General features: G+C 42.2%; 10 protein-coding genes. 7 read left to right on the top strand and 3 right to left on the bottom strand.

Going from position 1 to position 15519, the window contains the following annotated elements; translation table 11 throughout:
- The first annotated feature begins 55 nt into the window (after window positions 1–55).
- Entirely contained in the window at window positions 56–259 is a 204-nt protein-coding gene (gene rmf / locus ACYQ2C_RS12625; RefSeq protein WP_460050662.1) for a ribosome modulation factor, read from the top strand.
- A gap of 526 nt (window positions 260–785) precedes the next feature.
- On the opposite strand, the gene ACYQ2C_RS12620 is transcribed toward rmf, so the two are convergent.
- The 3 genes from ACYQ2C_RS12620 to ACYQ2C_RS12610 form a co-directional block, all read right to left on the bottom strand.
- Entirely contained in the window at window positions 786–1808 is a 1023-nt protein-coding gene (locus ACYQ2C_RS12620) for a quinone-dependent dihydroorotate dehydrogenase (RefSeq protein WP_460050660.1), read from the bottom strand.
- A gap of 153 nt (window positions 1809–1961) precedes the next feature.
- Complete coding sequence (locus tag ACYQ2C_RS12615) at window positions 1962–2192, bottom strand: DUF2835 family protein (protein ID WP_460103026.1); 231 nt, start codon at window positions 2190–2192, stop codon at window positions 1962–1964.
- A gap of 247 nt (window positions 2193–2439) precedes the next feature.
- The gene (locus ACYQ2C_RS12610; RefSeq protein WP_460103028.1) at window positions 2440–7407 is read right to left on the bottom strand and encodes an NAD-glutamate dehydrogenase; all 4968 of its coding nucleotides are present in this window, start codon (window positions 7405–7407) and stop codon (window positions 2440–2442) included.
- Window positions 7408–7748: 341 nt separating this feature from the next.
- Here ACYQ2C_RS12610 and ACYQ2C_RS12605 point away from each other — a divergent pair, with 341 nt between their 5' ends.
- The 6 genes from ACYQ2C_RS12605 (at window position 7749) to ACYQ2C_RS12580 (ending at window position 15438) form a co-directional block, all read left to right on the top strand.
- Entirely contained in the window at window positions 7749–8708 is a 960-nt protein-coding gene (locus ACYQ2C_RS12605) for an AAA family ATPase (RefSeq protein WP_460050654.1), read from the top strand.
- 46 nt (window positions 8709–8754) lie between these two features.
- Window positions 8755–9687: a DUF58 domain-containing protein gene (locus tag ACYQ2C_RS12600; protein ID WP_460050652.1), complete on the top strand. Its 933-nt coding sequence runs from the start codon at window positions 8755–8757 to the stop codon at window positions 9685–9687.
- 185 nt (window positions 9688–9872) lie between these two features.
- Complete coding sequence (locus ACYQ2C_RS12595; RefSeq protein WP_460103031.1) at window positions 9873–10466, top strand: DUF4381 domain-containing protein; 594 nt, start codon at window positions 9873–9875, stop codon at window positions 10464–10466.
- Window positions 10459–11550: a vWA domain-containing protein gene (locus ACYQ2C_RS12590; protein WP_460103033.1), complete on the top strand. Its 1092-nt coding sequence runs from the start codon at window positions 10459–10461 to the stop codon at window positions 11548–11550. The genes ACYQ2C_RS12595 and ACYQ2C_RS12590 overlap by 8 nt, the downstream gene beginning before the upstream one ends.
- A gap of 74 nt (window positions 11551–11624) precedes the next feature.
- Window positions 11625–13508 (top strand): VWA domain-containing protein, encoded by a 1884-nt coding sequence (locus ACYQ2C_RS12585; protein WP_460103035.1) that lies wholly within the window; start codon window positions 11625–11627, stop codon window positions 13506–13508.
- A gap of 193 nt (window positions 13509–13701) precedes the next feature.
- The gene (locus ACYQ2C_RS12580; RefSeq protein WP_460103037.1) at window positions 13702–15438 is read left to right on the top strand and encodes a BatD family protein; all 1737 of its coding nucleotides are present in this window, start codon (window positions 13702–13704) and stop codon (window positions 15436–15438) included.
- The last annotated feature ends 81 nt before the right edge of the window (window positions 15439–15519 follow it).

Below are 15519 nucleotides of genomic sequence, written 5' to 3'. Positions count from 1 at the left end.
TAATAAAATAAACGCGTCGGTAGTTACCATAACCAACCATGAGGTATACCAATATATGAAACGTCAGAAGCGCAACCCATCTGAACGAGCATTCATAAAAGGCTACATGGCAGGCTTTGAAGGAAAATCCAGAAGCTTGTGTCCGCATGAAACTCAAAAAACGCGGCACGACTGGTTAAATGGTTGGCGTGAAGGACGAAACGATCAATGGGATGGTTTTAATCGTCAGGCGTCAATGGAAAAAATTAACAACCTCTAAATTAAATACAACCAATTTATCTATTACTCATCGCATACAGCCTTTAAATTTGGCCGATCTGAGGTTTTAGAGCTTACCGATTTATTATAAACCTTGGATTTAAATGAACACTCTCACATTTTAAGGAGGTTCTTGTTATTCAATGGTGATACATATTTAAACCCAGCAGGTCTCGATAGAGACCCATGGAGCAGGTATTCCCTGCTCCAATTCTAGCCAAATGTACTTACAAAAATGTACTTACAAGAATTCTGGCATTCAACCTACCTGCTGTTCAACACATTCAAAACATCTATCGATCAATCAATACATCTACCGTTCAACACATCTGAACATCTGAAAAGTCCCAAAAATTGATACTCAGATTGGAAATTGATAAATCCCTCTCACACTTATTGCTGTTGGCTCTATAGCTGTAAGCTCTTGGCAAAAAAAGTCTTTTACAATTTCTAAATGTCTAATAAGTAGTTGTTATTGACTAAAACCCTAGGTTAATGAGAGTTTTTGTTACAGAATTTAGCTGTGTTTATCTAGGCAGTCGATTTGTAAACTCCACTAACTCTTTTATAAGTTTTGGCCCTTGATAAATAAACGCAGAATAAATTTGTATTAGACTCGCACCAACTTCGAATTTTTCTTCGGCACTGTCTATATCGTGAATGCCGCCAACACCAATGACCGGTATGCTGTCATCAAGGTAGAATTTTAGTATTTTTAAGGTATCGGTAGATTTATCAAAAACCGGAATACCCGATAGACCGCCCGCTTCTTGGCCGTGGGCATCATCATCAACCGTAGATTTATCGATCGTAGTATTCGTAGCAATAACACCATCAATAGCTTGTTCATTAAAAGTTTCAGCAATGTCTTGAATTTCTTCCGGCGTCATATCGGGTGCAATTTTCACCAATATTGGTTTATAAATATTGTGAATTTCGGCAAGCTCTTTTTGCTTGAGTTTAATACCTGACAATAAGGTTTTTAATGCTTCACCAAATTGCAGATTACGCAGCCCCGGAGTATTTGGTGACGAAATATTTACCGTAATGTAATCGGCATAGGGATAAACGCGCTCCAAACAATAAATGTAATCATCCAAGGCGTTTTCTTCAGGGGTAATTTTATTTTTGCCAATATTCACCCCCAAAACTCCGCTATAACGGCGGTTTTTAATGCGTTCAACTAGATAATCAACACCCTTATTATTAAAACCCATTCGATTGATAATGGCTTCGTGGGTAGGTAGACGAAATAACCGAGGCTTATCATTACCTGCTTGAGGTTTTGGTGTAACGGTTCCAACTTCAATAAAACCAAATCCTAAATCACCTAATGCATTGTAATAATCTGCGTTCTTATCAAGACCGGCGGCCAAGCCAACGGCATTGGGGAACTCAATTCCGAACACCTCTACCGGTTGAGTATTTTCAGGTTTTGAAAGAAGCCCGGTAAGCCTTAAACGCTCTGCTGCGCCTAAAAAATCCAGTGATAATTCGTGAGCGTTTTCTGCATCAAGTTTAAACAACAGTTTTCTTACAAGTGAGTACATTGGTTTAGCCAAATTTTGGGGGTTTTAAGTAAACATCTAAAAGCCTAATACAGCCGCCAGTATAAACTAATTTGGGTAATTTCCTGTGTTTTTGACAGTACGTGAAATGCGCACGTGCAGATTAGCGACGAAAAATATCGACTAAGATATCAATTAAGATAGTTTTTGAACGTGTTTCATACGATTATTTTGATCAAAATAAAGTCTAAATTGACCATGAATGCCGGAATGAGTTAACCAGGGTTTTAGAAAAACAGCGGGAAATTGTACTTTGCGACCATCAGTAGCCGTCGCGATAACAGGCGCCTGCCCACCGGAGGTGTACAGCTTTTGCAACTCTACGGGTGAGATATTGAGATTAAGATCGAGATACGCATCCATCATAGTTAGAGTTAAGCCCTCCAAACCTCAGTTGTCTAGGAGTCAATCCCTAGATACCGAGGCCTAAAGAGCTTAAACAATATCTAGGAACCTCTGATTAACTCATCCGCGACTCAATCAGAGGGCAGAAATTGAACATGCGATTTCAAATTTCTTCACAATTTCAATGACTTACGGCTCTTGGAAATTGGCGATACATCCTTGTGTCGTAAGAAACTCTAGGTTATTCAGAGTTTCCTATTGTTAATTATTACTGGTTATTAGCAACCAAAGCCAAAGAGCCGGTACACATTGGCGCGTCGTCACCCAAACTTTGGCAAAAACTTGAAGCCTGAGCCAAGTCATACAACTCGCGCATAGCCACAGAGAACATAGCAAAGTCTGAAATATTGCTGCTTTGTAACTCTAACATCATAGAAACCCAGCGATCGTGCATTTCTTTGTGTTGTTTTGCCCAAAGGTTGTATGTTTCTTCGAGAGACATATCATCCGGTCTGAGACGTACAAACGATTCTGTTAGTGAACGAACTTGTACTTCCATATCATCCAAGAAGGACTCTCTCGCCATTGCTTGCCAATAGTTTTCAACAGATACATCGGAAATTTGCTTAGAGAACCAGTTCAAACCGAGTCGATCGCTCAAATAAAAGAAGACATGTGCGACCTGTTGTAAATCAGCGTTGCAGTGTTTTGCCGCTTCAACAACACCTAACCCAGAATAAAGATTTGCAGGCAACGCCGATGCTTTCGCATACTGATCAGACAGCCCCAAGCTTGTTAAACGATCGTAAACTTCTTTCCATCGGTCTAATTCATCGCCCTCTAAAACATTCGGCATAATATCGCCAAGTTTTACCAAAGACCCAGAAAAGTGTTCGATCTCCTCGCTTGGATTTAAACGTGACCGACGATTACGCAAGAACCAACGTGTACCGCGTCTTACTCGGCGCACAAGATTATCTAACTCACCCAATTGAACAGCGGCATTTTGTTTGAAGTCTAGGCTTTCTATTTCTTTGCGTAGCTTCGGCATACTGAAGGCGTCACGAGCGGTGATATACGCGCGCGCGATGGTCGTCGCGGGAGCTCCGGTTGATTCTAATAATCGATGGAAAAAGGTAATACCACCATTATTCACCAGATCATTTGCCAACTGAGTTGCAACAATTTCTTTACGTAAAACATGAGCGTAAATTTCGTTAGCAAATTTCTCTCTTAACTGCACCGGGAAAGCGGTTTCTATAATTTTTACGATGTACGGGTCGTTAGCAATTTCATCGTTAGCGAATAACTCTTTCAGAATGACTTTAACGTACGAAATCAGCACTGAAAGTTCGGGACGGGTTAAGCTTTTATTGTGCGTATGTCGCTCTAAAAGGGCTTCTTCATCGGGAAGGAATTCGAGTTTACGATTTAACCGCCCTTCCACTTCAAGCTGACTGATCAAACGTCGATATTCGGCAAATCGCTCCTCTGCGGTAAAATGAGCCAAACTAATGGCCTGCGTCTGTTGGTAATTATTCTCCAAAACTAATTGCGCTACCGAATCGGTCATATCAACCAGAAGCTTGTTGCGCTGCTTTGCGGTCATATCACCCTGAGCAACCAGTTTATCAATTAAAATTTTGATATTAACTTCGTGATCTGAGCAATCAACGCCAGCTGCGTTATCGATAAAATCGGTATTACAAGCACCGCCGTTTAAACAAAATTCAACTCGGCCCAACTGTGTCATACCGAGATTGCCACCTTCACCAAATACCTTACAACGAAGATCTCGACCGTCAATGCGTAAGGTGTCATTGGCTTTGTCACCAACGTCTGCATTATTTTCTTCAGAGGATTTAATGTAGGTTCCTATACCGCCATTCCACACCAAATCAACGGGCGATTTTAAAAGCCGGTTAATTAAATCATTGGGCGATAATTTATCTTCGACAATACTAAAGCGCTCTTTCATTTGTGGCGTAATGGTAATGCTTTTTGCCGAACGCGAGAAAATGCCACCACCTTGAGAAATTAATTTAACGTTGTAATCCGACCAACCCAACTGTGGATTTTCAAATAAACGTTGCCGTTCATCAAAACTTGTTGCTGCATCTGGATTTGGATCAATAAAAATTGCTAAATGATTAAAGGCTGCGACCAAACGAATGTGTTTTGACAGCAACATGCCGTTGCCAAACACATCACCACTCATATCGCCAATGCCAACAACAGTGAAGTCTTCCTCTTGAATATTAATGCCTTTTTCTTTGAAATGACGTCGCACCGAAACCCAGGCACCTTTGGCGGTGATACCCATGCCTTTGTGGTCGTAACCTTGACTGCCGCCAGAAGCGAATGCATCACCCAACCAATGGTTGTATTCCAGAGAAATTTCATTGGCGATGTCGGAAAATGTCGCCGTTCCTTTATCGGCGGCAACCACCAAATAAGGATCATCGCCATCGTGACGAACGACTTGCTCGGGCGCAATTGTCTCACCACCAACAAGATTATCGGTAATATCTAACAACCCTTTGATAAAGGTTTTATAGCAGCGTACGGCTTCGGCTTGCATTGCCTGGCGAGTTGCTTCTTTGGGCGGTTGTTTAACCACAAAACCACCCTTCGCACCATTTGGAACAATCACCGCATTTTTTACTTGCTGGGCTTTTACTAAGCCTAATACTTCGGTTCGATAATCTTGCAATCGGTCTGACCAGCGCAAGCCACCACGGGCAACTGGGCCGCCGCGAAGATGCACACCTTCAATTTGCGGCGAATACACAAAAATCTCGTACATGGGACGAGGTTCAGGAATTTCTGCAATTTGGCGAGGTGCAAGTTTGAAAGAAATATAATCTTTAAAATTACCGCTTTTATCTTTTTGATAATAATTGGTGCGCAAGGTACCGCTCATTAACTCCAAGTAACGGCGAATGATTCGATCGTCATTGAGATTATCAACACATTCTAACGCATCAATAATTTTGCTTTTTAACCGCTCTGTACGCGAACCATCGTGTTTATTCGATTGGTTCATTCGCGGATCAAACTTACTCTTGAATAAAGCAATTAAATTACGAGTAATATCAACGTGGGTAGCCAATATATTTGCGATATAACTGTGACCAAAATTGTTGGCTACTGTTTGTTTCATGTAACGTGAATACGCACGAAGAATCGCAACTTCACGCCAATTAAGGCGAGCCCCTAAAACGAGTCGATTAAAGGCGTCACTTTCTACCTTACCCAACCAAATGGCTTCAAAAGCTTCCTGGAAAATTCGCTTGGTAGCGCTTACGTCGATATTATTTTTGCCGTCAAAAACCAGCTGAAAATCGTGCAACCAAATCATTTTCGAACCATCAGGCTCAATGTCATAGGGAAATTCCCCTAAAACACGAAGGCCAAGATTTTCTAAAACCGGAACAACAGTTGAAAGCTCTAGTGCTTTACCGGCGTGAAACACTTTAAAACGAATTTCGTTAGGTTTAGCGTTGATGGATTGATAAAAACTCATCGCAACTGGCGTTTGCTCGTTCAACAAAGCAATGGTTTCAATATCGGCAACGGCAGAACGTGCATCATAGGATTCGCGATAAGCATCCGAAAATGCATTTTCGTAGACACGATACTCTCGTGTGCCACGCTCTTCACCCAAGGATTCTAATAAAGCGTTGAATAAGTTTTCGTCCCAACCGCGGGTAATATCGATAATTTTGAGTTCAAGTTGACGAGCATCGTATTCAACTTTTGTGTTGGGTTTAATTCGGAAAACTAAATGAGCACGGGCGAGTATCGACTCAGAAAAATAGGTATTGAATTCGCATTCTTCTGCTTCAATTTCAGAGGCAATTAATTCTTGAATTTTTAATCGAACTTGCGTACTAAAAATATCGCGCGGCACATAAACTAAACAGTTAACGAATTTTCCATAAGGATCGGTACGCATAAACAAACGCACCTGGGCACGTTCATTAATTTGTGCCACGCCGGTACTGACCTTTAACAAATCTTCGCTAGAAATTTGAAACATTTCATCGCGGGGAAAGGTTTCTAAAATTCTGATGAGTGATTTGCCTTCGTATGAAACCGGGTCTGTTTCGGTCTTTACTAAAACATCGTTAAATTTGGTGCGAATTAACGGAATGGCTGCAACCTTATCGTCATAAACAGTACTGGTGTATAAACCAATAAACCGGCGTTCGCCACACACCATTCCCGTAGCATCGTATTTTTTTACAACGACGTAATCTGAATACACGCCACGATGTACTTTTGAACGAGAACTGGATTTTGTAAAAGCAATACATTCAGAAGATTTATAGAACGCATCCATCCCTTGATTAAATTGATCCAGCGGCAAAGGATCAACTTTAGTATTAGATGTTACAAATATCCCTTTGCGACTTTTAGTAACTTCTTGCAAACGAAGAGAACTGGAAGAGTCATCGTTTTTTGAAGTATTAACGATATCGAATTCACTGTAGCCTAAAAAGGTGAAGTGTCCGTCGGCCATCCAAGATAAGAATGCTTGGGATTCTTCCACCAAATTCTTATCGGCGGCACTATTTTTTAGCGCAAAATCTAAATTTTTACGGGCAATTTCAACTTCATCACACATCGGATGATAATCATTTACAACCGCCGTCAAATCACGAATGGTGTTTACAATTGACTCTTTTAAGGCAATTAACTGACTTTGATCGGTATGTAAATTTATTTCGAAATACACTAAGGCAATTTTATCGACGACATTATTTTTTGTACTCGTGTCGATTTTTTCATTACGATCGAGAACTTCCAGTAATTCGCCATTCGAATTTCTTACAGTTTGTAATACGTGGCTCTTAAGAAAATGAACTTGTATATTACGTCTATTTAGCTCTAATCGAATTGATTCGGTTAAAAATGGCATATCCTTAATACAAACTTGAATGACCGTATGCCCACACAACCAGCTGTATTCTTCAAGATTTGGGTTATACACAAAGACTTCTTTTTTGCTTTGTTTATACTCTTGAATAATTTTCCACCATCCCATTAAAAAACCGTAAATATCGGTGTAGGGTCGGCCTTGAAATTCATTAAGAGGGAACCGATTAAAATAACGCTTAGAAAAATTGATAAGTGCCACATTGTTGGTGGCAGGGGATTTTTCATTGATGACTTCTTCCAAACGCTGTAAAAACTGCTCCACGGAAGTTGTCATAACGGTATTAATTTCCACAATTTTCTCTCCGGAAAACTTTTTTGATGGGTCAAATGGGGTTTAATATTGTCTGACCGTTTATAAAGAACTTATGTTTTTATAGAACAATGATAGTACAGGTGTAATTTTTCGTATTTTGTAGACTCAATAAAAAAGATTTATCCCTGTTTTACACTGTTCTCTTTAGCAGGTGACGCTCAAAACTGGAACTTTCGCACAATCAATCAGTCCCTCTGGCACTACGAGTGTTGATATAATGGCGACTTTGTCCGTCAAATACTGAAATACCTTAAAAGCGTCAACATGCTTATGAGGACAGTAAAACACCAGCCAGCGTTCAATGTGGTACTTTAGTTTTTATGTTAAATCAGAATTCATTATTTGCTCTTAAAGATTGGCTGAATAAAAGTATTATTGGTCAACCTCATTTAATCGACCGTTTATTAATTGCGTTATTGGCTGACGGTCATTTATTAGTAGAAGGAGCTCCGGGACTTGCTAAGACCAAGGCAATCAAAACCTTATCTGAAGGATTAGAAGCGAGTTTTCATCGAATTCAATTCACTCCCGATTTATTACCCTCCGACGTTACCGGCACTGACATCTACCGTCCTGAAAACGGTACCTTTGAATTTCAAAGCGGCCCTATTTTTCACAACCTAGTGTTGGCTGATGAAATTAACCGTGCACCGGCCAAAGTGCAGTCATCACTGTTAGAGGCAATGGCTGAACGCCAAGTGAGCGTGGGCAAAACGACCTATCCTCTGCCAGAGCTATTTTTGGTAATGGCAACCCAAAACCCGGTTGAACAAGAGGGTACTTATCCTCTTCCAGAAGCGCAACTTGATCGATTTCTTCTGCACGTCAATGTCGACTATCCGAACGCCGCTTCTGAGAAAAAAATTCTGCAACTCGCCAGAAGCGAAGCCAAACACGAAAATCTTGAAAAACCAACACCTATTAGCCAAGAAGAATTATTCGCTGCTCGCAAAGAGGTGTTATCTGTGCACATGGCCGACAGTATTGAAGACTATATTGTTAATCTCACCTGTGCGACACGACGCCCCGCCGCGGTTGATATTGATCTCGCCAACTGGGTGGAATTTGGTGTTAGCCCACGCGGCACTATTGCCCTAGATCGCTGTGCCAGAGCCAATGCATGGTTGAACAGTCGAGACTATGTTAGCCCTGAAGACGTACATGCCGTTATTCACGATGTATTTCGCCATCGCCTAATTTTAAGTTTTGAATCAGAAGCCAGCGGTATTAATACCGATGAGGTTATTGATCATCTATTAGAGCTGATTGCCATCGCGTAATCGCCTACGACAATTTTCTAACAACAAACGTAATAGCGAAGTTATTTTGAGCGCGAGACAAGATTTTATACCTACCGGCGCCTATTCCGATTTACAAGCGCTATTGAATACTCGTTTTTTAGTTTCTGGTTTGAAATTGAAACTCGTCGGCCCGAGCAAAGGTATTGTCAACGGCCCTATTCGCACGCGTTTTCGTGGTCGAGGCATGGAATTCGAAGAAGTTCGAATCTACCAACCCGGTGACGATATTCGTACCATCGATTGGCGAGTGACTGCGCGTACCCGGGTTCCCCACACCAAACTTTTTACGGAAGAACGAGAACGTCCTGTTGTTATTCTGGTTGATCAGCGTTCGAATATGTTCTTTGGTAGCCAGGTGTGTTTTAAGTCGGTATACGCTTCTACATTGGGCGCCATGCTGGGCTGGATTGGACTTTCACAAAATGATCGCATCGGTGCGCTCGTCTTTAACGATAATGAGCAGTGTGACGTTAGGCCAAAGCGCGGCAAACACGCTCAACTAGAATTAGTGCACAGACTCAACGAGTTTAATCACAAACTGACGTCGCCAATTGCGCCTTCAGGCAGTCTTTCACTCTCAAACATGTTCAAAGAAACGCTAAGAATTGCACGACCTGGTTCGTTAGTGTTGATTATCAGCGACTTCCACGACTTTTCTGCGGAATGTGAGCAACAGCTAGGCAGTATTTCTCGTCACAGCGACATTACACTGTTTCATACCTTCGATCCTATCGAAACTCACTGGCCAGAGTCGGAATTAGTAGTCAGCGATGGCAAACAGAAAATGCGTGTTAGCGGTCGAGACAACGCATTCCAAAAGCAATACGAAGCTCAATTTAGAAATAACAAATCTAAGTTAACCCACTTTGCAAATAAGCATGCTATTCCCTTGGTTTCTATGGATATCACCACAGATCCTGCATCAGTGCTGCGAAGTATTTATTCGGGAAGAAAATAGTCTGAACAAAATTCAAACACCTAGATCTTAAATTGTGTTTAAACCTGGGTTTGCGGCAAATGCTTACATTGCAACGTGAACTTAACAAAAACAACGGTAATTTTTATATTTTTCAAGCGCTCATTGAAGATATCGCCACAAAAGCATAGAGCAATAAAAGGAAATACTGAGTACCCACTCTTATCATGGATACACAAAAACCAATCGCACCAACTCTAGACAATCTAACGCAAAATGCGCCTGTGGCTGCGCCTCAAACAGGTCTAGAACAATTAAACGACATTTTAGTCCCACAGACAGTCACGACCTATGTCATTACTCCAGGTTTGGTGATTTGCGCGGTTGCCATAGCCATTATGGTAATGGCTGCGTATTTGTTTTACCGAAAGCATAAAAAGTCTAATGCCTATAAAAGTATTGCTATTGTCGAGCTGCACCAATGGATGAGCGAACAATCGCCCGACGCTACCATTAACAGTTCACAATTGAGTTATCTGAACGGATTGCTAAAACGAGTAGCAATGTCTCAAGAGGGTCGCCGAAAAGTAGCATCTTTATACGGCGCTAAATGGCAGGATTATTTGACTAGCACCGGTAATCTACCAGAACCTATTGCCGTAGTTCTAAGCGAAAACCAATACCAAAATAACCATTCAGAACACAAACTTAACGAACTTTGTGTGAGCGTCGAAAAATGGATTAAAAATTATCGACCACCAAAAGAGCTGGCGTCATCTAAAACTGTGCAGTCCGAATCCGCCGAGGTCAGCCATGCTTGAATTTTCTTGGCCTTGGGTGTTTGTTTTATTACCGCTACCGATTGTTGTGCGCTTTTTATTGCCCAAGGCACGGCAGCAACAATCTGCTTTGCTAGTACCATTCTTTGCGAACCTAGCGCCTATGGCAGAAACCCAAACCGCTCTCACTCAAACAAAATACGCAAAAATTGCCTGTTTAACCCTTATTTGGCTTGCAATGGTATGCTCAGCCGCCAAACCACAATGGTTGGGCCAACCCATTACCCTGCCAATATCTGGACGTGACCTACTACTGGCGGTGGATATTTCTGGCAGTATGGATACCCGAGACATGCAAGTGAGCGGGCAAACCTTAGACCGTTTAACTGTGGTGAAATACGTGGTTGGCGACTTCGTGGAAAGACGCAGTCAAGATCGTTTGGGCCTAATCCTATTTGGTACCAACGCCTACCTCCAAGCACCGCTAACCTTTGATCGCAATACGGTAAACACACTGCTGCAAGAAGCCCAGTTAGGTTTCGCTGGAGAAAAAACCGCTATAGGCGAGGCAATTGGTCTTGCTATTAAACGACTACAGGATCGTCCAGAGTCCTCTCGCGTTGTTATTTTATTGACCGACGGCGCCAACACCGCCGGTGCGGTAACGCCGTTGCAAGCCGCCGAGCTTGCTCAACAAGCCAAAGTTAAGGTCTACACCATTGGTGTAGGCGCCGAAGAAGTTACTATGCGTAGCTTATTTGATCCGCGCGGCCGCTCTTTTAATCCATCGAGAGATCTTGACGAAGAAACCTTAACTCAAATTGCCGAGATGACCGGTGGCAAGTATTTTCGAGCGAAGAACCCTCAGGAATTAATTCAAATTTACGAAACGCTCGACGAGCTAGAGCCCATTGAGCAAGACCCAGAAACCTACCGCCCTGTGCAAACATTATTTTACTGGCCTTTGCTCTGCGCTCTTATCATCAGTGTCATTTGGTCGTTGGTATTTTTGGTAATGAATCGCCAAAACTTAAGTTTTCAGTCACCCAGTAACCACGCCCATAACAATGCTTCACCAATAAATGCCCAACAAAAAAGTCGTGTTAAATCGCAAAACGCGGTTTAACCCAACCTATTACGCCCAAATATGCATTGATAAATTATGGTAAATCAATACTCAAACTTGAACAAAAACGTCAAATGATCAGCGAATTTCATTTTGTACGCCCCTATTGGCTGTTTGCACTTGTACCCTTGATCGTGATTGCGGTACTGATTGCTAACGCTCGAGTGAATCAATCGGATTGGAAAAAGTTTATCAATCCTAATTTGCTTAACCATCTACTCGAAGTTCAAGGCCAAAGCCAAGGTCGTTGGCCCTATTACGCCCTGCTCGTTATCTGGCTGACGGCAACAATTGCAGGTGCAGGCCCTACCTGGCAAAAAATTCCCCAGCCAACACTCAAAAAAGACCACTCACTGGTCATTCTTTGGGATATGTCACCGTCCATGCTTGCCGAAGATTTAAAACCCTCTCGATTAGATCGTTCACGCTTCAAGTTGATTGATCTATTGCACACACGCAAAGAAGGCCAAACGGGTTTGGTGGTGTACGCCGGGGAGTCCTACGTTGTTACGCCTATGTCTGACGATACCAGTACCATCACCAGTCAGCTTTCTGCCTTAGAACCCGGACTCATGCCAATTCGCGGTAGTAATACCGAAATGGCCATCGAAGATGCTCTTAAATTGTTTCGCGACTCCGGTGTCGTAGCCGGTGATATTTTATTGATTTCCGACGGTGTTGTGCCTTTAGCTGCTCAAACGGTTTCGAATCTTTTAGAATCAACGCCTCATCGATTATCGGTTTTGGGCGTAGGCACGCCAGAAGGTGCACCGGTGCCGTTTGGCGATGAATTTGCTCAAGACCAAAATGGTCAGGTGATTATCGATAAGCTCGATGTCTCAACACTTGAGACACTTGCCCACGAGAATTCCGGCATTTATGCAAGTTTGTCATCGAACTCAAGCGATATTGATCGCCTGTCAGCATTTTTTAACAACGAGCGCGATTTCAACGGAGACGCAGTGTTAAACGAAGATCGTGAATTCGACAGCTGGTACGAATTTGGCCCATGGGCAGTGTTATGCCTACTACCGTTGGTCGCGGTATCCTTCCGTCGCGGTTGGCTATTTGCCTTTGCAATGGTCATGAGTTCGACACTTTTTGTATCTGCATCCAATCCTGCTCAGGCCGCGTCTTGGAAAGACTTATGGTCTACAAAAGACCAACAAGCAAAAGCATTACTTGATGAAGGTAATGCCGAACAAGCCGCCGAACTGTTTAAAGATCAACAGTGGAAAGCGGTTGCAAATTATCGCGGCGAAAACTTTGAGAACGCCGCCGGTTTATTCAATGGTGACGATGCAGTATCCCATTACAACCGTGGCAACGCCCTAGCAAATGCAGGGAAACTGGATGAAGCCATCGCTCAATACGATGAAGCACTTAAAATCGATCCAGATTTAACGGTTGCCCAAGAAAACAAAGAAATAGTCGAAAACTTAAAGCGACAACAGCAGCAATCCCAACAATCAGACCAAAACTCCGATCAAAATCAACAGAACAATCAAGATCAGCAAAACCAAGACTCTCAAAACCAAGACTCCCAAAGCCAAGAGTCACAAAATCAAGATTCTCAGAATCAGCAAGCAAACTCAGACCAACAACAGCAAGACGCCTCACAACAAGATTCGCAACAGCAAGATCAACAACAAGCCCAAAACGAGCAGCAAGAGCAAGAATCCAAGGAACAATCCGAACAACAGCAACAAGCTGCCAATGAAGAACAAAGTGACGAGCAGTCTGGCGAAGATGGTGAACAGGAGAGTGTAGCGGAGGTTTCTGAAGGCGATTTATCGGAAGAACAACAACAAGCTCTGGAACAATGGTTGAAACAAATTCCTGACGATCCGTCTGGTTTATTGCGTCGCAAGTTTCAACATGAATATCGGAAACGCGCTCAACAGTATCGTGCCGGACAGTGGCAGCCGCCAAGCAACAATGCGGCTTCAAGACTGTAATCATCAAAAAAGTCAAACAAGCTCATTTCTTAACGCTTTATTTGAGGCTTTAATACAGAAAAAATAAGGCGAACAAACTTAAAAGTCGTGTAATTCACGGAAAAATACAGACGCATTTACGAGTAACGAAACCTATAGCGGCTGTGAGCGTCAAACCGCTCAGCATTTAGTTTAAGGATTTAACCAGTTCCACATGAATAATCGTCCATTAATATCCACACATGCTTTCTACTGGTTACTGCTATCGCTGGCCTTGTACGCCCTACTCCCTCTACAACTTGCGCACGCACAATCCGTAGAAGCGACGGTTGATCGAAACAGCATCAACCTTGATGAAACCCTGGTTCTTAGAATTCGCCAATCAAATACTACCAATGTCAAACAACCCGACCTTACAAATCTTGAAAAAAATTTCGAGGTACTGTCACAAAGCCAAACAAATCAGTTCATTTCAACCAATGGCCGCACAGAAAGCTCTTTAGAATGGACATTTATTATTGCACCTATTCGAACTGGAACATTGTTAATTCCATCGTTTGAATTGGATGGTCAATACACAACTCCCATCGAAATTACGGTCAATAAACCCGAGAGCTTAAACATTGAAAAAGGTGAATTAAAAGACGTATTCCTAGAAATGGAAGTGTCTTCTGACAAGGTTTATGTGCAAGAACAATTGCTGGTTACCGTTCGCCTAAATACCAACCTACCCATTTCTAGTCTAGATCGCGGCGATATCGATTTACCAAACACTAAAACCGTTTTAGTCAGCGAAGAGAATCGTCTGCGCACCATTAATGGCAACCAATATTCTGTCGCCGAATGGGTTTATGCCGTTTATCCGCAGCAATCTGGCACCATAGAAATTCCAACATTAAATTGGCAGGTCGGAATTGGCTCCCGTTCGGTGTTTTCAAGAAGTTTCAGAAACCCAAATTCCGTACGCAGATTAACCGTAGAAGGCAAAACCATTGAGGTAGAAGCAAAACCAGACTCTTTCACCGGCACTATGTGGTTGCCCGCCAAGCAAATAGCACTCACAGAAAGTTGGAACGGTGATCTCACCAGTGTTAAACAAGGCGAGCCAATTACTCGCTCAATTATTGTTACCGCTGACGGCCTAACGGCTTCGCAGTTACCTGAAATTACTATCGAATACCCTGATAACTTAAATCACTACCCAGAACCGTTAAAATCGGAAGAACAAAAAACAAAGCAAGGTGTAACAACCATTATGAGCCAACGCCAAGCTGTCTTGGCTACTCAACCCGGTATTTACACATTGCCCGAGGTAAAAGTCAGTTGGTGGAATACCATAGACGACCGCGAAGAATCGGCCATTATTCCCGAGCGGTTAGTAAAGGTATTAGCGGCAGAAAATAGCATCGATAATACCTCGATTACCGATACCGAGAATAACAATCCAGACGAGACAGACAATGCAGAACCGAAAACCCCGACCACTAAATCTAAATCGGGATTAAGTATTTGGTTATTAGCGAGCAATCTAGCTACGGCTTTAATTGCTTTATTTTTTGCTTATCTTTGGTTTAAACGTCAACAACAAGGTACCACCCCAACTGATCAAGCGTCACCCAAAGTTGAAAACTCAGTACCCTTAAAAACCCTCGTGAATGATATTTCCTTTGCCTGTGATGCGAACAATCATTTAGGCGTACGCAAGCTATTGCTGCAATGGGCAAAAAACAAATGGAGTACTGGACCTTATACTTTAGAACGCATTAAAAATAATTTGATCAGTGACGAGGCTAAACAAAGTATCGACTCACTGAACGCGCTACTTTTTAGTGACAATAAAGATCAAAAAATAACGTCTTACGATGCACTTATCAAAGATTTAAAGATTTTAAGTAGCACTCAAAAAACTAAAGAAATGCCAAACAAACTGGCGCCCTTAAACCCTGTTTAATAAAACCTCTAAAAAATTATCGTCTTTACCACGTAAAAAAGCCGTTTTAAAAAACGGCTTTTTTATTATAGGAACCGCTGA

It is taken from the genome of Sessilibacter sp. MAH3 (assembly GCF_054658275.1).
Note: the sequence above shows the minus strand (reverse complement) of the source record. Positions and strands in the feature narration are given on the sequence as shown.